17 protein-coding genes and 2 pseudogenes are annotated in these 20,577 nt (G+C 56.5%); 8 read left to right on the top strand and 11 right to left on the bottom strand.

The annotated features are described in order from the left end of the window. Positions 1-4: 4 nt before the first annotated feature. The 5 genes from JWR17_RS01360 to hutC all read right to left on the bottom strand — a co-directional run bounded on the left by JWR17_RS01360 (position 5) and on the right by hutC (position 5,600). The gene (locus JWR17_RS01360; RefSeq protein WP_299827551.1) at positions 5-1,474 is read right to left on the bottom strand and encodes a cytosine permease; all 1,470 of its coding nucleotides are present in this window, start codon (positions 1,472-1,474) and stop codon (positions 5-7) included. Between the two features lie 139 nt (positions 1,475-1,613). Continuing rightward, positions 1,614-3,311: a urocanate hydratase gene (hutU, locus tag JWR17_RS01355; protein WP_299827550.1), complete on the bottom strand. Its 1,698-nt coding sequence runs from the start codon at positions 3,309-3,311 to the stop codon at positions 1,614-1,616. A 394-nt stretch (positions 3,312-3,705) separates the two neighbouring features. After that, positions 3,706-4,197, bottom strand: coding sequence for an Lrp/AsnC family transcriptional regulator (locus JWR17_RS01350; RefSeq protein ID WP_299827549.1), 492 nt, complete (start codon positions 4,195-4,197; stop codon positions 3,706-3,708). Between the two features lie 126 nt (positions 4,198-4,323). Beyond that, the gene (locus JWR17_RS01345) at positions 4,324-4,893 is read right to left on the bottom strand and encodes a HutD family protein (protein WP_299827548.1); all 570 of its coding nucleotides are present in this window, start codon (positions 4,891-4,893) and stop codon (positions 4,324-4,326) included. Next, entirely contained in the window at positions 4,890-5,600 is a 711-nt protein-coding gene (hutC, locus tag JWR17_RS01340) for a histidine utilization repressor (protein ID WP_299827570.1), read from the bottom strand. The genes JWR17_RS01345 and hutC overlap by 4 nt, the downstream gene beginning before the upstream one ends. Positions 5,601-5,801: 201 nt before the next feature. On the opposite strand from hutC, the gene JWR17_RS01335 reads away from it, so the two are divergent. Continuing rightward, entirely contained in the window at positions 5,802-7,166 is a 1,365-nt protein-coding gene (locus JWR17_RS01335) for a formimidoylglutamate deiminase (protein ID WP_299827546.1), read from the top strand. Positions 7,167-7,301: 135 nt separating this feature from the next. Here the strand turns inward: JWR17_RS01335 and JWR17_RS01330 are convergent, their stop codons facing one another. The 3 genes from JWR17_RS01330 to JWR17_RS01320 form a co-directional block, all read right to left on the bottom strand. Further along, on the bottom strand, positions 7,302-7,871 hold the full coding sequence (locus tag JWR17_RS01330) for a lipocalin family protein (RefSeq protein ID WP_299827544.1): 570 nt from the start codon (positions 7,869-7,871) through the stop codon (positions 7,302-7,304). Between the two features lie 19 nt (positions 7,872-7,890). Next, complete coding sequence (bamE, locus tag JWR17_RS01325; RefSeq protein ID WP_299827542.1) at positions 7,891-8,145, bottom strand: outer membrane protein assembly factor BamE; 255 nt, start codon at positions 8,143-8,145, stop codon at positions 7,891-7,893. Between the two features lie 501 nt (positions 8,146-8,646). After that, on the bottom strand, positions 8,647-8,928 hold the full coding sequence (locus JWR17_RS01320; protein ID WP_299827574.1) for a hypothetical protein: 282 nt from the start codon (positions 8,926-8,928) through the stop codon (positions 8,647-8,649). Here JWR17_RS01320 and JWR17_RS01315 point away from each other — a divergent pair. The 6 genes and pseudogenes from JWR17_RS01315 to JWR17_RS01290 all read left to right on the top strand — a co-directional run bounded on the left by JWR17_RS01315 (position 8,860) and on the right by JWR17_RS01290 (position 12,689). Beyond that, positions 8,860-9,821, top strand: a pseudogene (locus JWR17_RS01315) (hypothetical protein). The gene JWR17_RS01320 and the pseudogene JWR17_RS01315 sit on opposite strands and share 69 nt — an antisense overlap. Positions 9,822-9,853: 32 nt before the next feature. Further along, the gene (locus JWR17_RS01310; RefSeq protein ID WP_299827540.1) at positions 9,854-10,411 is read left to right on the top strand and encodes a hypothetical protein; all 558 of its coding nucleotides are present in this window, start codon (positions 9,854-9,856) and stop codon (positions 10,409-10,411) included. Further along, the gene (locus JWR17_RS01305; protein WP_299827538.1) at positions 10,408-10,998 is read left to right on the top strand and encodes a hypothetical protein; all 591 of its coding nucleotides are present in this window, start codon (positions 10,408-10,410) and stop codon (positions 10,996-10,998) included. Before JWR17_RS01310 ends, JWR17_RS01305 begins: the two co-directional genes overlap by 4 nt. Next, positions 10,995-11,591, top strand: a complete 597-nt coding sequence (locus tag JWR17_RS01300; RefSeq protein ID WP_299827537.1) for a hypothetical protein — start codon at positions 10,995-10,997, stop codon at positions 11,589-11,591. Before JWR17_RS01305 ends, JWR17_RS01300 begins: the two co-directional genes overlap by 4 nt. Before the next feature lie 116 nt (positions 11,592-11,707). Next, a pseudogene (locus JWR17_RS01295) lies at positions 11,708-12,213 on the top strand (Hcp family type VI secretion system effector). Then, complete coding sequence (locus JWR17_RS01290) at positions 12,210-12,689, top strand: hypothetical protein (protein WP_299827535.1); 480 nt, start codon at positions 12,210-12,212, stop codon at positions 12,687-12,689. The pseudogene JWR17_RS01295 and the gene JWR17_RS01290 overlap by 4 nt, the downstream one beginning before the upstream one ends. Before the next feature lie 133 nt (positions 12,690-12,822). On the opposite strand, the gene JWR17_RS01285 is transcribed toward JWR17_RS01290, so the two are convergent. From JWR17_RS01285 to JWR17_RS01275, 3 genes are all read right to left on the bottom strand, one after another. Next, on the bottom strand, positions 12,823-13,833 hold the full coding sequence (locus JWR17_RS01285; protein ID WP_299827533.1) for a class 1 fructose-bisphosphatase: 1,011 nt from the start codon (positions 13,831-13,833) through the stop codon (positions 12,823-12,825). Positions 13,834-14,041: 208 nt separating this feature from the next. Continuing rightward, positions 14,042-16,777, bottom strand: coding sequence for a DUF2339 domain-containing protein (locus JWR17_RS01280; protein WP_299827531.1), 2,736 nt, complete (start codon positions 16,775-16,777; stop codon positions 14,042-14,044). Positions 16,778-16,906: 129 nt separating this feature from the next. Beyond that, complete coding sequence (locus tag JWR17_RS01275) at positions 16,907-19,360, bottom strand: glycogen/starch/alpha-glucan phosphorylase (RefSeq protein ID WP_299827530.1); 2,454 nt, start codon at positions 19,358-19,360, stop codon at positions 16,907-16,909. Positions 19,361-19,596: 236 nt separating this feature from the next. Here JWR17_RS01275 and pip point away from each other — a divergent pair, with 236 nt between their 5' ends. Next, positions 19,597-20,568 (top strand): prolyl aminopeptidase, encoded by a 972-nt coding sequence (gene pip, locus JWR17_RS01270; RefSeq protein ID WP_299827528.1) that lies wholly within the window; start codon positions 19,597-19,599, stop codon positions 20,566-20,568. Positions 20,569-20,577: the final 9 nt, after the last annotated feature.

Here is a 20,577-nt window from a genome sequence, read left to right as displayed (position 1 = left end):
CCCGTCAGTTCATTGCTGGCTGTGCCCGTGAAGCCGTTTCGGGGATTTGGGTGCTGCCGCTTTCCTCCGGTAAAACCAGCCGATCCGGAATTGCGCCGTGCCATTTCTTTGCAATCAGGTAATAAACGACGGCGGGTACGATCAGGCCGATGATCCAGGAAATGTCGGTATCACCCAGGGGCAACACCAGCGGGCCGGTGTAGAACTGCGTGGAAATGAACGGCATTTGGATCAATACACCGAACACGTAGACACCGATGCCAATCCAGTTCCAGCGACCGTAACGGCCATCGGGGTCGGACAGCGCCGGGATGTCGTAACGTTCTTTGGTAACGCAATAGAAGTCCACCAGATTGATCGCACTCCATGGCGTGAAGAACGCCAGCAGGAACAGGATGAATGCCGAGAAATCCTTGAGGAACGAGTCTTTGCCGAGCAATGCGAGCAGCGTTGCAATGCTGACCATGCCGAAGATGTAGGTCAGGCGCAGGCCGCTGGAGATGTGCCGGTTACCGCGAAAGCCACTGACGATGGTCGCAATCGACATGAAGCTGCCGTAGGCGTTGAGGGTGGTGATGGTGACCTTGCCAAACGCCACGCTGAAGTACAGCAAAGCCGCTACCACGCCGGTGCCGCCGAGGCTGACGATGAAGGAGACTTCGTGGTGGGCGAAGGTTTTGCCGGCGAGCGCCGCAGCAAACACGCCGAACACCATCGACGCTTGTGCGCCAATTACCGAACCCAAACCCACTGCCCAGAATGTTTTTACCGCCGAAGTACTGCGCGGTAAATAACGCGAATAGTCGGCCACGTAAGGGCCGAATGCGATCTGCCAGGACGCTGACAGTGAAATCGCCAACAGGAAACTGGCCAGTGAGAAATGCTTGTTGCCCAACAGCGCGCCGATGTCATTGCCCGCGAGCAAAGCGCCAAACAGGTAAACAAACGCGACGATGCCGATCACACTCGCCACCCGGCCAATCACGTGAATCACCCGGTAGCCAAAAATCGTTGCGACCACGATCAGCGCGGCGAAAATCAGGATGCCTTGCCAGTCGGGTACATGAATCAGCTGCGCCACCGCTTGCCCGGCAAGCACCGAACCGCTGGCGGAAAAGCCGATGTACATCAGGCACACCAGGACCAGCGGGATCACGGCGCCGTATACGCCAAATTGCACACGGCTGGAGATCATCTGCGGCAGGCCCAGCTTGGGACCTTGCGCGGCATGCAGCGCCATCACGCCGCCGCCCAGCAATTGGCCGATCAATAAGCCGACCAGTGACCAAAACACATCACCGCCCAACACCACGGCCAACGCCCCGGTGACGATGGCCGTGATTTGCAGGTTGGCGCCGAGCCACAAGGTGAACTGACTGAACAGACGACCGTGTCTTTCCCCGTCCGGGATGTAATCGATCGAACGCCTTTCGATCAGGGATTGGTTTGCAACGCGATCATCTGGAACAGCCATGCGACCACCTCTATGGGGGAATGCGGAAGGAATTTCGGGAGACCCTGTAGGAATTAACTTGTTGGCGAGACATTCGACGTGGTGGTCACCGTCAACCGCCTCGCCAACAAGTTGGCTCCTACAGGTACAGCAATATCTCTCAGCGATTAAGCATCGGCAGGTTCAAACCCTGCTCATTGGCGCAATCGATGGCGATCTGATAACCCGCATCGGCATGGCGCATAACGCCAGTCGCCGGGTCGTTGTGCAGTACGCGAGCGATACGCTCGGCCGCTTCATCCGTACCGTCACAGACGATCACCATGCCCGAGTGCTGCGAGAAACCCATGCCGACGCCGCCGCCATGGTGTAAGGACACCCAGGTTGCGCCGCTGGCGGTGTTGAGCAGCGCATTCAGTAATGGCCAGTCAGACACCGCATCGGAACCGTCTTGCATGGACTCGGTTTCGCGGTTCGGGCTGGCCACTGAACCGGAATCCAGGTGGTCACGACCGATCACCACCGGTGCCGACAACTCACCGCTGCGCACCATTTCATTAAACGCCAGACCCAGCTTGGCGCGCTGGCCCAGGCCAACCCAGCAAATACGGGCTGGCAGGCCTTGGAACGCAATACGCTCGCGGGCCATGTCCAGCCAGTTGTGCAGATGGGCGTCGTCAGGAATCAGTTCTTTGACCTTAGCGTCAGTTTTGTAGATGTCCTGCGGATCGCCAGACAGCGCGGCCCAGCGGAAAGGTCCTACGCCACGGCAGAACAACGGACGGATGTAAGCCGGTACGAAGCCTGGGAAGTCGAACGCGTTCGCCACGCCTTCTTCTTTGGCCATCTGACGGATGTTGTTGCCGTAGTCGAAGGTCGGCACGCCGGCTTTCTGGAAGTCCAGCATCGCCTGGACGTGAACCGCCATCGATTGCTTGGCGGCCTTGACCACGTTCGCAGGCTCAGTCACTGAACGCGCGCGGTACTCTTCCCAAGTCCAGCCAGCTGGCAGGTAACCATTGAGTGGATCGTGGGCGCTGGTCTGGTCGGTGACCATGTCCGGGCGCACGCCGCGACGAACCATTTCCGGCAGGATTTCAGCAGCGTTGCCACACAGCGCGATGGAAATCGCTTTGCCTTCAGCGGTGTATTTGGCCAGACGCGCCAGCGCGTCGTCGAGATCCACCGCTTGTTCGTCGACATAACGGGTTTTGAGGCGGAAATCGATGCGGCTCTGTTGGCATTCGATGTTCAGCGAAGACGCACCGGCCATGCCAGCGGCCAGGGGCTGTGCGCCACCCATGCCACCCAGGCCGGCAGTCAGTACCCATTTGCCTTTCAGGCTGCCGTTGTAGTGTTGGCGACCGGCTTCGACGAAGGTTTCGTAAGTGCCTTGAACGATGCCCTGGCTACCGATGTAGATCCAGCTGCCGGCAGTCATCTGACCATACATGGCCAGGCCCTTGGCATCCAGCTCGTTGAAATGTTCCCAGCTGGCCCAATGTGGCACCAGATTCGAGTTGGCGATCAGCACCCGTGGCGCGTTGCTGTGAGTCTTGAACACGCCGACTGGCTTGCCGGACTGCACCAGCAGGGTTTCGTCATCGTTCAGGTTGGTCAGGCTTTCCACGATCTTGTCGTAACATTCCCAGTTACGCGCTGCGCGGCCAATCCCACCGTAAACCACGAGCTCTTTCGGGTTTTCGGCGACTTCGGGGTCGAGGTTGTTCATCAACATCCGCAGCGGCGCTTCGGTCATCCAGCTCTTGGCGGTCAGCTTGTTCCCACGTGCAGCACGGACTTCAACGTCACGATGGCGAGTCCAGGTTTCCGGGGTCCAGTGGTTATTGTCAGTCACAAAAAAACTCCTCAGCAAAATGGGTAAGCCGGTCTGTGTCGATTTCTTCGAAACAGACGAAACGGGTTAAACCAGTAAATTCATCGTTCGGATGCATGAGCGAACGGGGTGGTTACCGTGGTGGCCATACGCACACATCTTTACTTGTACATACAAGCATATGCAATCGTAAGACCAACTTCATTTGCAGGTCTACAAGAAAGTTGTTGAATGCGGCGAAGAGCCCGGAATAGAAGGGTTCTAGAGGGTTTAAAAGAGATGAGCGGTGTCCCTGTGCACGGCTCGACGCGCCTACCGATGCGCTGTTTTGCGCCGTGCTGGGGCGTTCGGTAACAATGTGCGAGGGGTTGGTGCGCCCGAAAGCGCATTTAAGTAAAGGCTGCCTATACCAATTCTAAAACCCGACCCCACTTTTCACATCGGCCAATTCCGGGTGCGCCACCAGCTTGTCGATGTGCAGTTCGCTGTTGTTCAGCCAGGTTTCGCTGAGCACGCGGTAGTGTTCCATGTCGCGGCAGCGCATGCGCAGGCTGTAGTCGAAGGTGCCGCTGATGAGTTGGCAGCCGAATACCTGGGGGCAGGCTTTGATGCAGGCTTCGAAGGCTTTTTGTGCCGCTCGGCCGCTTTGGTTGGAAAGGGCGACCATGACCAGCAGTGACAGGCCCGGCGATATCACTTTGAGGTCAATAAGCGCGCCGTAGCCGCGAATCACACCGCGTCGTTCGAGTTTGCGCACGCGCTCAAGGCAAGGCCTGGGTGTCAGGTGAACCAGTGTCGAAAGCTTTTCGTAAGTAATACGGCCGTCATGGCGCAGCACATCGAGAATCGCTTCGTCGATGCGGTCCAGCGGGGCAGGGCTCAGTGGTGGGTTGTCCTGGGTGGCCATCGGTGTCTTGTTCAATCCGGGTGGGAATCACTGAACTGTAGGAGCCAACTTGTTGGCGAGGCGGTGTGTTGGGTTTACCGGCCCTTCGCCAACAAGTTGCCTCCTGCAGGGGGGCGTGAAGGTATATCAAATCGCAGTCAGCTCAATGACGCAGCAAGTCCCGCTGACTGACAGTTCCAGCAACCCAGGATTGCCGTCCAGTTGCAGGCAATCATGTTTGCCCAAACCGTGGGAGGAGGTGCCTGTGGTGACGCTCAACCCTTCGATCACGCTGAAGACCAGCACCGTGCCAGCCGAGCTGAAAAAGCGCTGTTGGCCGTCAACCCATTGCAAGCGAGCATTGTAACGGTGGGGTGCATAGATCAGGTTAAAGTCCCGAATCTCGCCGCCAAGCAAGGTGCAGCTGACTTGGCTGTCGCCACTAAAGGCGAACGGATCAAGCGGCTGCAATGGTCGCGTGGTCTTGTCATCCACCTGCAAGATCATGCCGTCGCCCTGGAGTACGGTAATGACGCGCTGATAACCGGCGAAAGTAGAGAACCCGCCCGATTCAGCGATGTCAGCAATCGACAGGCGCCAGCCAAAACCATCCAGACCGGTGCCAGCGTCACGGGTGATTTCTTCGGTGCTGCCGCCGCCATTTTTCCACGGCATGCGTGGGTAATCAGCGGCGCGTAAAACAGTCAGTTGACTCATTTGCTGAAACGTCCTTCCAGCCGATGGCGGGAGCCTGGGTGAATAAGGCGAGCGGCGGTCACCGGCTGACGACCCGACCAGGTGCGGCGACGGATCAACAGGCAGGGCTCACCGCGTTCGATTTGCAGCAGTTCGCACTCCAATTCTTCAGCCAGAATCGCTTCGACCACGTGCTCACCCTCGGTTAGCGGTGCGACTTGTGAAAGATAAGCGTAGGGCGTTTGTTTGGTGAAGTCCTGCATCAGGTATTGCGGCGCCACCAGGGCATTGACGAAGCGGTCCTCGATTTGCACCGGAATGTCATTTTCGAAATGCACGATCAGCGAATGGAAAACCCGCTGGCCTTCACGCATGTCCAACGCCAGCGCCCGCTCGGAGCCTGCGGCTTCTTCGTTGAGGATGATGACTTTGCAGGTATGCACGTGACCGCGGGAGGCGATTTCGTCGGCGATGTTATGCACTTCGAACAGCGCTGACTGGCTTTTCGGCTCGGCGACAAAGGTACCGACGCCTTGCATGCGCACCAACAGGCCTTCGGCGGTCAGCTCACGCAGGGCTCGGTTGATGGTCATGCGGCTAAATCCAAGCTGGCTGACCAGTTCGCTTTCCGACGGCACACGATGATGCGGCGGCCACGTGCCGTTCTGGATCTGCTGGGCGATCATTTGCTTTACGCGCGCGTATAAAGGCGCCGGACTGTCGCCCATCTGGGCAGCCAGCGGCGAGATGGCAGGCGGAGTCGGCACAGTTAAATCCTTGTTCGATGGGTGATGATTCGAGAATGGGTCGAAGGCGCAGATGCGCTCAAACTAACCATTAACCCGACCGACGACAAGCTTGCCGCAGTTTACCGAGCAGGCAAACGTCTGTATATGTATATACAAATTAATACGATGGGGTGCTGATCCATGTCCGCCTTCTTTGCCGAGCGCGCATTATTGCCCACTGGTTGGGCCAACAATGTTCGTCTGGAGGTCAATGCCGACGGCATGCTGACCAGCATTCAAGCCGATGCCGATGCCCTCGGCGCGGAACTCATCAAGGGGCCGCTGGTGCCCGGCATGCCGAACCTGCATTCTCACGCGTTCCAGCGTGCAATGGCCGGTCTGGCCGAGGTCGCGGGCAACCCCAACGACAGCTTCTGGACGTGGCGCGACTTGATGTACCGGTTGGTCGGCCAGATCAGGCCGGAGCAGCTTGGGGTTATCGCCCGGCAACTGTACATCGAGATGCTTAAGGGCGGTTTCACCTCGGTCGCCGAATTTCATTACGTACACCAAGACACTACCGGCAAGCCGTACGCGAACCCTGCAGAACTGGCCCTGCACATCAGCCAGGCGGCAACTTCGGCAGGTATTGGTTTGACGTTGTTGCCAGTGTTGTACAGCCATTCGGGTTTTGGCGGCCAGGCGCCAAACGAAGGCCAGCGCCGATTTATCCACAGCACTGACAGTTACCTTGACCTGCAAGCACGCCTGCGGCCAATCCTGGCCCAGCAGCCTGCCCAGTCGCTGGGCCTGTGTTTTCACTCTTTACGGGCGGTAACGCCGCAGCAAATCAGTGACGTACTGGCGGCCAGCGACACGCAATGCCCAGTGCACATTCACATCGCCGAGCAACAAAAAGAGGTGGACGACTGCTTGAGCTGGAGTGGCCAACGCCCCGTGCAATGGTTGTACGAGAACGCCCCGGTCGATCAACGCTGGTGTCTGGTTCACGCCACCCATGTCAATTCAGACGAAGTGGCCTTGATGGCTGACAGCGCCGCGATTGCTGGGTTGTGCCTGACCACCGAAGCAAACCTGGGGGATGGGATCTTTCCGGCAGTGGATTACATCGCGCAAGGTGGACGCTGGGGGATTGGTTCAGACAGCCACGTGTCTTTGAGCGTGGTCGAGGAATTGCGCTGGCTGGAATATGGTCAGCGTTTGCGTGACCAGCGGCGCAACCGCTTGTACCGCAGTGATCAACCGATGGTAGGCCGGACCTTGTTCGATGCCGCGCTCAGCGGCGGCGCCCAGGCCATGGGCCAGGCCATTGGTTCGCTGCAAGTTGGACTGCGTGCGGATTGGTTGGTGCTGGATGGCAATGACCCCTATTTGTCGACGGCCAGCGGCGACGGAATTCTAAACCGGTGGTTGTTTGCAGGCAGTGACCGGCAGATTCGCGACGTCATGGTCAACGGTTGTTGGGTGATTCGCGAAGGGCGGCATGCGGGCGAGGAAGACAGCAGCCGCGCGTTTGCCCAAGTGTTGCGGGAATTGTTGGGTTGATAAATAACTTAATCCCCGGTAACTAACCCCGCTGTAGGAGCCAACTTGTTGGCGAAAGACTTGATGCGGTACATCCGCATCAGGTAGAGCGCTTCGCCAACAAGTTGGCTCCTACAGGGGTTTGAACTGCGAAGACTACAATCGATCCGGCTTGATGATCATCGAATCATCAGCCCGCCAAATCAGCTTGGTCGTGTCATAGCCCTGCTGCCTGGCTCTGGACAACAATTCCTCTTTCGTCGCGTCAGACACTTTCGGCGTCCGCGATAATATCCACAGGTATTTACGATCCGGATTACCAACCAGCGCGGTTTTGTACCCGTCGTCAACATACAGCACCCAATAGGCGCCCTTGGCCAGGCCCGGAAATATTCGGGAAAACCAGTTATCAAACACCACCCACAACTTGTCGGTTTTGCCCGGCACTTGTGGCGATGCTGTGCCAGTTGCCTCTTCCCATTTACCGTCCAGGGTGCGGCAACGATTGGTCACGCCAATATTGCCGTCGTCTTTGAGTGTGTAATGCGCCTCTGACTGAGCGCAATTACGTTGAAAGAACATCGGCAGCCGAGCCAACTCATACCACGTGCCTTGGTAGCGTTTAAGGTCCACATGATCGACCGTTTTCGGCTCGACCAGGTCTCTGGAAGAACTTGCGCAGCCTGCCAAAAATAGACCTGCCAACAACCCAATCCATAAACGCATAACGTTCTCCCCTAAGGTCTTATTTCAAGCCTTGGCCCGAATACAACAGGACCTTGTCGCCACCGTATTGAACGCTGATAAAGCTGGCCTTATCGCCCCAGGTGCAGCTCGACATCCCCAGCGCGCCCGAGCATTCGGTCGGGCTGCCCAATAGGTTCTCGACTTGCACCTTATCCATCCCCGCCGACAGCTTCGAATAATTTTCCTGTGTGACCTTGCTGCAAGCGGCCAACAACACACAAAACGACAACAACGCGACGGTGCGCAAAGACATGAAAAAGCTCCAATAATTTAAGGGGCGTCGCCACGGCGCAAACACGCCGGCAGACAGCACAAGGTTAGAAGAGAAATAGGGAAAGTGGTTCCGTGGGCGAAATAGCGATAATTGACAAGGCTGCAATAAAGCCAAAATAGCTTTTGTCTTAGCCTTGGGTAATTTTGCAATTGAGCGAGGGCAATACCAGAAAATTCTCGATGCGTTTTCGGAATTGGACAAGACCGAGCATTGATCGGCAGCTCCTACAGATAACTGTCATCTTGTTAAAATAACTTAATAAATTATTAGTTATTTCAAACGGTTACCGGTTTTTATAGAGGTGCGGGATTGACTGCATGAAGTCATGGCAATGACAGGACAGTCTCGGTGATTCCGGGGGGGGTGTGGGCTTTTTCTGATGCGTTTGAAGGGCTTTTACGCTTAGTTAGTAGGACGTTTCTTGATTTTTTTTGCCGCGTTTTTTGACGGCTTTCGGCTGGTAGTGTGGCGAAATTCCTGTCAGGAGCCAGCGCCATGACCCGGTGTTTCAAAGACCACAAATGCGACACGCAGTTGTTGAACCACAACACAAAACCGATCGAAGAGTGCGAGACGCGCCGGATCGAGTTGTACGGGGTCATGCAGGACGTTGTCGATGTGCCGTTTTTGACCTGCTCGGGAATCTGGCGGGTTTTCCAGCGCGAAGCCGAAGAAATCGTCGCCCCCGGTGGCGTGCTGATCGCCGACCCCATCGAACGCAACCGCGCCATCAACGCCGCCTACGGCCGACTGTGGCTGCACGACAATCGTTTCCAGTGGGCCGGGCTTGCAGCGTTTGCCTCCAAGCAAGTGGGTTGCGGTTGTTGCATGCAGCGAATACCAACGAGGTTATTCAGGCGGAACGCGACGCCAGGCAGCGCTTACTCGACTCCAACTCGGAATCGAATCCCGGTTTTCTGGGGGCATATATCCCCAAACATATGGATCGGCAGGCACTGGAGGAATATCAAACCGGCCGCAACCACAACCCCGTTCCGTTAAGCAGTCTTGGTTTGGGAGCGGAACCATTATCCTTGATGCAACAACAGTTCAAGCACGTCTACGAAATGATGGCGCTAGGTAATACCACGTTGTTTCTGGATATCTTTCCGCTGCACGCGTTTTACAAAAAGCGTGGGATTGAAGAGCTAAAGACCTGTCTGGAAAAACGCGCGGGTATTTATGGTTATCCGAAATTTCCGGTGTTGTGGCCTGTGGGCAAGGCGACGCTCGAGTTTGGTCTTAACCATGAAGAAATCTTGCAGGCCTTCGAGGCGATAGAACGGGGGGATATTGCCGAGAGCGTGAGGAAACTGGCGGAACATGAGCAACGAAATATCCTGCAGCCGACCATCTACGAAGATCAACAGCTTCAACTGCTGCTGCGCGGCAACCATGTGTCCTTTGTGACTGGCTTCCCTTCGGGTGTGGCCCAAGCGATTGAGTTAACCCTGGCGAGTCAATGTCAGCCAGTCGAGGACGGACGCACTATCAGCTTTAGTGGCAATCCCATCGCGGACTTGTCGAATTTCAAACAGCGCATGGCTTTCGTGCTGCGCGCTGCAGAACGTTTCGATGTGATGCTGGGTGACGCAAATCGTCCCTCGCTGGAACAGTCAATCAAGGCAGTTGCCGAAGGGGCGGGTGTCCGTTGAAGCGGCGATACTGGCTCTGCCTGGCACTTCTGATGTTATACATCGCAATTGTCTTGCAAGCTTGGTACGAGCTGGAGATCGCAGTGGAGATAGGTGGAACCTATGAAGATATGCGAACGCACTCGTCAGCTCGGTTTAGTCCACTCATACGGGGTCATACTTGGTATGGAGTCGCCAAGTCCAACGCGCAATTACGATTGATTGACCCTCAATACGGATTCACGACACCGTTGGCCAGCTTTCTCGCGGTTTCATTCGACGACAACATTATCACCCATACAACTATGTATCCGCATACCGAGCTTTTGCTACTGGATGACGCCCTTACGGTAGTTCTGGATTTACAAGAACAATGGCGTCAGGGCGGGTGGATCAATAAAAAACAAAAACCATTCCCTTCCTTCGCTGATACACCGCAATGGCGGGCTCAATTACGCGACGTGAACAAGGGCGGACAAACTTTTTGGTATGCCGGTGATAAGTATCAAGCCACGTTAGAAATGGATCGCTTTAAGGATCATAAACGGCCCGAAGAAGAGCGCTATAAAATCATCCTGAGTGTAGGCAAACCTTGGACACCTTACCCATGAGTTGGCGTCGCTGGGCCTTAATTATCATTCTGGCGCTATGGGCAGCATTCGCCTTACGGTCGTGCTACGAGCGCGAGATCGTCGTGGAGATTGGTGGAACTTACCAAGACATGCGAAAACATTCGTCGGCCCGTTTCAATCCGCTTTATTCGGGTGGGGGAACATGGTGGGGCGAGGCAGAGTCCAGCGCACGGTTACGGTTCATCGATCCGCAACATGGGTTTGTCACCCCAATTGGCACTCGCTTCACCATGGGATTCAAGGACAACATCATTGGGGACGTTCGTATTTCTCCGCATATTGAGCCTTTGCTACTCGATGACGCCCTGAAGGTTGTTCTGGATTTACAAGAACAATGGCGTCGGGGCGGGTGGGTCAATAAAAAGCAGCAAAGCAACCCATCCTTTGCCGATACACCGCAATGGCGTGCTCAATTGCGCGACAAAGGCGCGCAAATTTATTGGTATGCCGGCGACAAGTATCAGGCCACGTTAACAATGGGGCGGGTTAAGGACCGCAAACACCCCGAAGAAGAGCGCTATAAAATTATTCTGAGTGTAGGCAAACCGTGGACACCTTACCCATGAGTTGGCGTCGCTGGGCCTTAATCATCATTCTGGCTCTATGGGCTACATTCGCCTTACGGTCGTGCTACGAGCGCGAGATCGTAGTTGAGATTGGTGGAACTTACCAAGACATGCGGAAACATTCGTCAGCCCGTTTCAATCCACTTTACTCAGGCGGGGGGACATGGTGGGGCGAGGCAGAGTCCAACGCGCGATTACGGTTCATCGATCCGCAATATGGGTTTGTCACCCCAGTTGGTAGTCGCTTCACCATGGGATTCAAGGACAACATCCTTGGGGACGTTCGTATTTCTCCGCATATTGAGCCTTTGCTACTCAATGACGCCCTGGCGGTAGTTCTAGATTTACAAGAACAATGGCGTCGGGCCGGGTGGATCAATAAAAAACAAAAAACATTCCTTTCCTTCGCTGATACACCGCAATGGCGCGCTCAATTACGCGATGTAAATAAAGGTGGGACAACATATTGGTATGCCGGCGATAAGTATCAGGCGACATTAGAAATGGATCGCTTTAAGGACCGCAAACACCCCGAAGAAGAGCGCTATAAAATTATTCTGAGCGTAGGCAAACCCTGGACACCATACCCGTGACTGGCGTCGTAGGGCTTACTATGGTTCTGGCGCTATGAGCCATATTTGCTTTGCACGAGCTTTACCAAAAAATAATTCCGTTTAAACAACCACTGCACAAGCCAAGGAGTACGACCATGCCAATGCCACCCTATTTAACCCTCGTCGGCGAGAAACAAAAATTAATTACCGAAGGCTGCTCGACATTAGAATCAATTGGTAATAACTACCAACTTGGTCGAGAAGATCAAATTCTGGTGGAGTCCTTTCAGCAACATTTTTATCGGCCTGAGGGTGCGCAATCCAGTGGTCGCGTGCATGGACCCGTAACGATCACCAAGGCGTTTGATAAGGCGACACCGTTGATATTCGAAGCGTGGCGCACGGGTGAAACACTTAGCCTTGTAAGCTGGACTGGTACCGAATATCACCCAATGGCTTTCAAGAGCACTTTTACACCATGGAGTTTAAGGACGCCGTCATTACCCATATTAGCCTGACAATGCCGCATTGGCGGGACCCCGCATTCGCTCATGTCACCCAATTGGAAGCTGTTACTTTTGCCTATCGCACCAATTTCACAACTCATGAAGTCAGCGGAACGACGGGCTCCGACTACTGGCACGATGGATCATATGCATGAGGTTGATACATCGTCGCAAACTCAAAATAGGGGAGGATAAATATGTTTACCCTCCCGCTGAAGCAATAGTGCTGATTAAACGAGCTTCAGCCAGGTACCAGCGAATTGAAGGGCTGGCCGAGTTGCGGCGGGAGTTGATGATCAATCTCGATCATTTCGTCTGGCAAGAGATCGAGCGCGGCGAGTGGTCGCTGATCAAACCGGAAGCGCGCTACTTTGACTGGAAGCATTTTGAAGGGGAAGCTCGGCACCGGAGAGTGATGGCAGCAGTAGAGAACCCCCCACCGCAGCCAAAGCCGCTTGTGCTGATGTTCCGCGCAACCGATAGCGAAACGGCAGAACGGATGACCGGCCGAAAATACATCGCCAGCCTTGATGGAGCAGAAGAGTCACGAAAGATTGACGACCAGGGAATTGGTCATGTACCGCTGCCATCGAAGAGGGTCAAGGTGTCCATGTGCCTGGTGGGTAGTTAGCAGATCAGAACCTGGACTATGTTCCTGCAGGTACAAAGCCTACTCGGCCGTCGGCTGCCGCCCCAACACCAAATGGCGATCCGGCTAAACCGAACCACCATTCCAGCAACGGCTGCCAGGGCGCGGCCAATTATTACGCCTTGTGGTAAGACGTGGCGCGTTCCACTTCTTCTTTGGAACCCAGGAACACCGCAACTCGCTGGTGCAGGCCTTCTGGCTGGATGTCGAGGATGCGCTGGTGGCCGTTGGTGGACATGCCGCCCGCTTGTTCAACCAGGAACGACATTGGGTTGGCTTCGTACATCAGGCGCAGTTTTCCGGGCTTGGATGGCTCGCGGCTGTCGCGGGGGTACATGAATAGACCGCCACGGGTCAGAATGCGGTGTACGTCGCCAACCATCGCGGCGACCCAGCGCATGTTGTAGTTTTTCTTCAGCGGGCCGTCTTCACCGGCCAGTAACTCGTCGACGTAGCGTTGTACCGGAGCCTCCCAATGACGCTGGTTTGACATGTTGATCGCGAATTCCTGGGTGGATTCCGGGATTTTGATGTCTTCGTGGGTCAGTACGAAACTACCCATCTCGCGGTCCAGGGTGAAGCCTTTGACGCCGTCCCCAAGGGTCAGCACTAGCATGGTCTGCGGGCCGTAAAGGGCATAACCGGCGGCTACCTGCTCGGTGCCTGGCTGCAGAAAGGCCTTCTCGTTCAAGGCTTCGTTCTGGCTCAAGTATTCGTTCGGGCAGCGCAGCACCGAGAAAATAGTACCGACCGGGGCGTTAATATCGATGTTTGACGAACCGTCCAGTGGGTCGAATACCAGCAGGTACGCGCCTTTCGGGTATTTGCCCGGAATCTGGTAGGCATTGTCCATTTCTTCGGAGGCCATGCCGGCCAGGTGACCGCCCCATTCATTGGCTTCGAGCAGGATTTCGTTAGAGATCACGTCGAGCTTTTTCTGCACTTCGCCCTGTACGTTTTCAGTGCCCATGCTGCCGAGCACCCCACCCAATGCGCCTTTGGAGACGGCATGGCTGATTTCCTTGCAGGCGCGTGCCACCACTTCGATAAGGAAGCGCAGATCGGCAGGAGTGTTGTTGCTGCGGGTCTGCTCAATCAAATAACGACTCAGGGTAACGCGGGACATGGAGAGCTCCGTAGGTGGGGGATAAAAAGCCCGGGCAGTTTAACGCGAGTGGGCAGGTAATACTGCTGTCAGACCGGGATCTGACTAATAGAGTTCACGTACCGGTTGAGAGTAGCTGTTAAACGACTTCCAGCAGATGCACCTCGTTACGATTTTTCAAGTGCTGTTCGTAACAGGCTCAGGGCCGTCAGCCGTGGAGCGCTCTAGGTCACGACACCGGTGCCTGGACAGGTTTAGGCGGTAACGGTGAAAAGTAGCCCACTATCAGCAACAGCACGCCCACTCCGATGAACGAAATAATGCGCTCCAATCCGCCACGGTCGCTGAGCTCGACAAAAAACAGTTTGGCGACCACCACTGCGATCAGCGCAGCACCGGCGATCCATATTTCCCGTCGTCCGTGAACGTGACCACCGACCATCAATGCCAAGGCCATGAGCGTCCAGACGATAGACAATCCGGCCTGAACCCGCATAGAAGCCAGCAAATCGTTCAGCTCATACGGCACGCCGCTCCAATGATGCGCGGTGCGCATGACCATTGCAGTGAGCAGTGCAAACACACCAATACCCGCTACCAGCTGTGCGCTGCGTTGAGCAACGGCAGACGTGGCGCCCAGCTGACTCAATTGGCTGCGCATCCACACAAACACGCCGGCCAGTGCGAACAACAGGCCCAACTCCAGGGGATTGATCAGCGGCAGATAGGGCAGTGGGTCGGCGGCCCCATCGCTGAATATATTCGCCAGCCAGAACCACATCAGCATCAACGCCGCCAAGGGGGCTGCGGCCAACACTCGATACTCCCTCGGGTAAGTCCCGATAGGCCAAGGCAAGCGGCGCGGCGCAGCCATCAACACTAGATAAGCACTCGGCAGCAATGCCCAGCCCAGCCAGCGCCAAGCATTGTAATGCTCAGACAACTGCATCAAACCGAAGCGCAGTTCCAGGGCCAATACGCTGACGATTAGCCAACAGCCGATGACATGTGCTGCGCTGTTGGCCCAATGCGGTAGTAGGTCGGCGAGGCGTCGCAGCGACACTAAGTGCGCGGCCACTACGGCGGCCCATGCCAGCCAACCCCAATGGGCGAACGGGTGAAAATTTGCGTTCAAAGACACCAATAACAGCACGCTGCCAGCGGGCATGAGCAACGTGCACAGGACCGCCAGTCCCGACCAGCGCAGGCGCAACGCCACGAGGGTCCAGATCGAAACACTGAGTGCCACCAGCAGCAGTAACCAATGAGTCTGCATCTCGATGGCGGCAAAACGCTGTACGCCCCTCACCAAGGCCACGGCCCACCACGTTGCAGCCCACGCCAGTAGGGCTGTGCCAAGTCGTCGGCTGTTCACGGTGTCGAGGGGCATCAACCGCTGTTGTAGCCATGCGCTGATCATCGCTGCCAGCGCGACGATAAACGGGGTCCAGAAATCATCAAGCGCCAGGCCGATGTAGGCTTTCCACCCATAAACGTCCTGCCAGATGCCAAACAGCGCCACTCCCGCACCGAGCTGCAGCAACAGCCCGAAAACGCGCGCCAAGGTTCGTTGCTGACGTAAACCTAGCCAAAACACCGCTGCGCCTTCCACGGCCCAGGCGGCGGATGTCCAGCGTGCGTCTAACCCCAGCGGGATCGTCAATGAACCGAAGACCAGGCCCAAGGCCAGGCAGGTTTCGACCAGTAACAAGGCGCGACCTGGGGCGCGTCCAGCCAAGAGTTTTGCCAGCCCCATATAAAGGAAGCCGAGTGCCAGTGCGCTGTAGGCTGCGCCGAACTGCAGGTGTCCGACCAATGCGAATTGCAGGCCGAAGCCAACAATGGGCGGGCCAAATAAAATGCTGCCATCAACGTAATCGCCCTGATGCGCTGACCAGCGCAACATGGCCTCGCGGCTATCATCGTCGGGTGTGGTGCTGAGTTCGTGGAGTTTGCGGCGGGCGAACAACAAGCCGATGGCCAGGTACATCAGGAAAAACAGAATCAGAAACGGCTCGGTGCTCCAGAATAGCTCCGGTGTATAGGCGCGCAGTCCCCAAGCGAAACCGATGCCGAAGGTGCCGACAAAACCGATCAGGTTCAGCAAACGCCAGGCCTTGAACCAGGCGGTTGCGAAGATGCCGGCGTTGAGCAGGGCGAAATAACTGAACAACGTGACGTGACTGCCGGCGCCGGTGGAAGTCAGCAGGGGCGCTGCGAAACCGCCGAGCGCAGCGGCCGCTGCCAGTCCTAGCGCGTTTTGGGTGACCGCTAAAATGCCGGAGAACAGCGTAATCGCCACCAGCAGGCCGAACGCGACACTGGGGTCGATCAGCGTGTGTAAGCGCATGCCGGCGAAGATCGTCAGGTACAACACACCGACACCGGTGCCCTGCAGGATGAGCGCGTAATTGGCGTTACGTGTTCGCAACCACCAGCCCAACGCGAGAAGCGCCAGTGCGGCGGCAGCCACTCCGGCGTAGCGGACTTCCAGTGAGATAACCACGCCTTCCGTGGCGTAGCGCAATAGAAAGGCAAGGCCGAGAAACAGCAGCACCACGCCGACTCGCAACACGGTATTGCCGCCGACTAGCCATTGGTGGGCAGCGGCTACAGCACGTTCGATCAGGTTCGGGGCGTGAGGTGTCGCTGCGGAAATCTGCGGAGCGGCGACGGCGGGCTTGACCCATTCATCGTTGACGGGCAAATCCCAGGTGAGATCGGGAGGCGCTCCTGCAGGGGACGGTGCGGGTTCGGGAATGCTGGGTGCAGATTCCAGCGAGGCTAACCGTTGTTGAATGACTTCAAGCGACTGCTGTGTGCTGTCCAAGCGGCGATTGAGTTGGCCGACACGAAGGGCCAGCCCCAAGGCGAAACCGGCCAGCGCACCGATAATGGCGCCGAGTAAAGACTCGTCGAACACCAAGCCCAGCACCAGCCCGGCCAGTAATAGAATCCATTTCACGCGCAGTCATTCCTTGAAGCAGCCTTGAAACCTGTAGGAGCCAATTTGTTGGCGAGAGGCCTGAGGCAGTGTGCCAGATCAATCGCCTCGCCAACAAGTTGGACCCCTACAGCGGGATGGCTTTGAACATCACTCCTCCAGTGCCTTCCAGATGTCGTTGGAATACTCGCGGATGGTTCGGTCCGACGAGAACCAGCCCATGCGTGCGGTGTTCAGCACCGCTGAGCGCCACCAACTTTTCGGGTCATGCCACATGGCTTCAACCTTGGCCTGGGCCTGCCAGTACGACTCAAAGTCGGCGCACACCAAGAAACGGTCATAGGCGATCAGTTGGTCGATCAAACCTGCATAGCGGTTCGGATCATCCGGCGAGAACACCCCGCCGCGGATCGCCTGCAACACGTCGTTGAGCCGTGGCGACGCGGCTACATCCCCAGCTGCGCTGTAGTCGCCGATGCGTTTGCGGGCTTCCACTTGCTGCGAGGTCAGGCCAAAAATGAACATGTGTTCAACGCCGACCTGCTCACTCATTTCCACGTTGGCACCGTCCAGCGTGCCGATGGTCAGCGCTCCGTTGAGCCCGAACTTCATATTGCTGGTGCCCGAAGCCTCCAGGCCCGCCGTTGAAATCTGTTCCGACAAATCGGCTGCGGGAATAATGCTTTCCGCCAGACTGACGTTGTAGTTGGGCATAAACACGACTTTCAGCATGCCGCGCAACGTAGGGTCGTTGTTAACCGTACGGGAAATGTCGTTGGTCAGTTTGATGATCAGCTTGGCCGTGTGATAGCTCGCCGCCGCCTTACCCGAGAAAATCTTGACCCTTGGCACCCAGTCGGTTTCCGGCTCAGCCCGCATCGCTTGATACAGCGCGACGGTGTGAAACAGGTTCAGCAACTGCCGTTTGTACTCGTGGATACGTTTGACCTGAACGTCGAACATCGCCTCCGGTTTGACCACGATCCCCAAACGCTCGTGAATAATATTTGCCAACGCCTTTTTGCTCTTCAGGCGCTGCTCCATGAACTGTTTGCGAAACGAAGCTTTCTCCGCAAACGGTTCAAGTTCGATCAAGCGCGTTTCAGCATTATCGAGGACGTCAGCCCCCAACGCGTCCACCAGCATGCCGGTCAGCGTCGGGTTGGCCTGATGCAGCCAGCGGCGGAATGTAATGCCGTTGGTTTTGTTGTTGATCCGGTCGGGATACAGCTTATGCAGCTCAGCGAACACGGTCTTGCGCATCAGTTGAGTGTGCAAGGCCGACACGCCGTTGACGCTGTGCGAGCCAAGGAACGCCAGGTTACCCATGCGAACCCGGCGGCCGTTGTCTTCCTCGATCAACGACACCGCGCGCAGCACGTCGAAGTCATGAATGCCTTTCTCACGCAGTTGATCAATGTGCAATGCGTTGATCAGGTAAATGATCTGCATGTGCCGCGGCAGCATCCGTTCCATCAAACCGACCGACCAGGTTTCCAGCGCCTCGGGGAGCAAGGTGTGGTTGGTGTAGGCCAGGGTGTTGACGGTTATTTTCCACGCGGCATCCCACGCAATACCGTGGGTGTCGATCAGCAGACGCATCAGCTCCGCCACGGCAATCGAAGGGTGGGTGTCATTCATCTGGATTGCTGCATGGTCGGCCAGGCTGTACAGCGTTTCATGCATGTTCAGGTGACGTCGCAGTAAATCCTGCAGCGAGGCCGAGACAAAGAAATACTCTTGGCGCAGGCGCAATTCCTGGCCGGCTTCGGTGCTGTCGTTGGGATAAAGCACGCGGGAAATACTTTCTGCACGGACGACTTCTGCCACGGCACCGAAGTGGTCGCCGGCGTTAAAGCGTTCCAGGTGCAAGTCTTCTACCGCTCGCGCTCGCCAAAGGCGCAGGGTGTTCACGCTCGAACCACGCCAGCCGACGACGGGCGTGTCATACGCAACCGCCCGCACGGTTTCCGCAGGTCGCCAGACTTGTCGCTGCTCGCCGGCTTCATTGACCAGGGTTTCAACACTGCCGCTAAAACCGATGGGGTAGATCACCTCGGCGCGCTCAAACTCCCAAGGGTTGCCGAAGTCCAGCCAGTTTTCGGTTTGTTCCTGCTGCCAGCCGTCGACGATGGCCTGGCGGAACAGCCCGTGTTCATAGCGAATCCCGTAACCGTGGGCGGCAACGCCGAGGGTCGACATGCTTTCCATGAAGCACGCGGCCAAGCGACCGAGACCGCCATTACCCAGTGCGGCGTCGGGTTCCAGCAAACGAATGCGTTCCAGGTCCACGCCCAGTTCGGCAATTGCCTCCCGGGCGATTTCCAGCAACCCCAGGTTGCTCAGGCTGTCGTAAAGCAGGCGACCGATCAAAAATTCCAGAGAGAGGTAGTAGACGCGTTTCTGACCTTTGCGGTAGATCTGCCGCGTATGGTCCATCCAGTGTTCGACCATGTGGTCGCGGGCGGCCAGGGCGACGGCTTCGAACCAGTCATGCTCAAACGCATGATCAGGATCCTTGCCCACCGCATAAGTGAGCTTTTCGAGTACAGCGGCGCGAAAAGCTACCACCTCGGTGTCACGAACAAGCGGTTCCTCTGACATCAATACGACCTCTAACGAGCAGACGAATCAGGAGTGGGGATGTTTTACTCTAGTCGTTTCGACAGAGGTAAGGCTGTCTGGTTCGCGAGTAATTACAATTGGCTAAATGCTTGCATTGATCGTTCCACCTGACCTTCCACCCGAGAAGCCCCTATCTCGCTAAGGGCATGATCAATCCGTGATTCGGGTTTATGATGCCAAACGCCAGAATGAATAAAAGCCCCTTTGGAGCACCTATGCAGACTTTGTACCCGCAGATCAAACCCTACGCCCGGCACGATCTGGCTGTGGAAAAGCCTCATGTGTTGTACGTCGATGAAAGTGGCACACCTGAAGGTCTGCCGGTAGTGTTTATTCACGGGGGGCCGGGGGCTGGTTGCGATGCACAGAGCCGCCGGTATTTTGATCCGAACATGTACCGCATCATCACGTTTGATCAGCGCGGCTGCGGCCGTTCGACCCCCCACGCCAACCTCGACAACAATACCACTTGGCATCTGGTGGAAGACCTTGAGCGCATCCGCAAGCACTTGGGTATTGAAAAATGGGTGCTGTTCGGCGGCTCATGGGGCTCGACCCTGGCACTGGCGTACGCGCAAACCCACCCAGAGCGAGTTCATGCATTGATTCTGCGCGGCATATTTTTAGCCCGCCCGCAGGACATCGAATGGTTCTATCAGAAAGGCGCGAGCCGTCTGTTTCCGGATTATTGGCAGGATTACCTGGCGCCGATTCCGCAGGATGAGCGTGGCGATTTGCTGAGTGCTTTCCACAAGCGCTTGACCGGCCCCGACCAGATCGCGCAGATGCATGCGGCCAAAGCCTGGTCAACGTGGGAAGGACGTTGTGCAACGATGCGGCCCAATCCAGCGGTGGTAGACCGGTTCTCCGAGCCGCAGCGCGCGCTGTCGATCGCGCGTATCGAATGCCATTACTTCACCAACAATGCATTTCTTGAAGAAAATCAGCTGATTCGGGACATGCCGAAAATTGCCCACCTGCCGGGTATCATCGTGCACGGTCGTTACGACGTGATTTGTCCGCTGGATAATGCCTGGGAATTGCATCAAGCCTGGCCGAATAGCGAGTTGCAGGTCATTCGTGATGCCGGGCACTCGGCGTCTGAACCGTGCATCACTGACGCACTGGTCCGTGCAGCGAACCAGATTGGCCGTCGCTTGCTCGATTTGCCTCCGGAAGAGGCATAACGGTCGTCG

The sequence above is a fragment of the Pseudomonas sp. genome (assembly GCF_028293835.1).
In the GTDB taxonomy this organism is placed as follows: domain Bacteria; phylum Pseudomonadota; class Gammaproteobacteria; order Pseudomonadales; family Pseudomonadaceae; genus Aquipseudomonas.
This window is presented reverse-complemented; position numbering and strand designations above follow the sequence as displayed.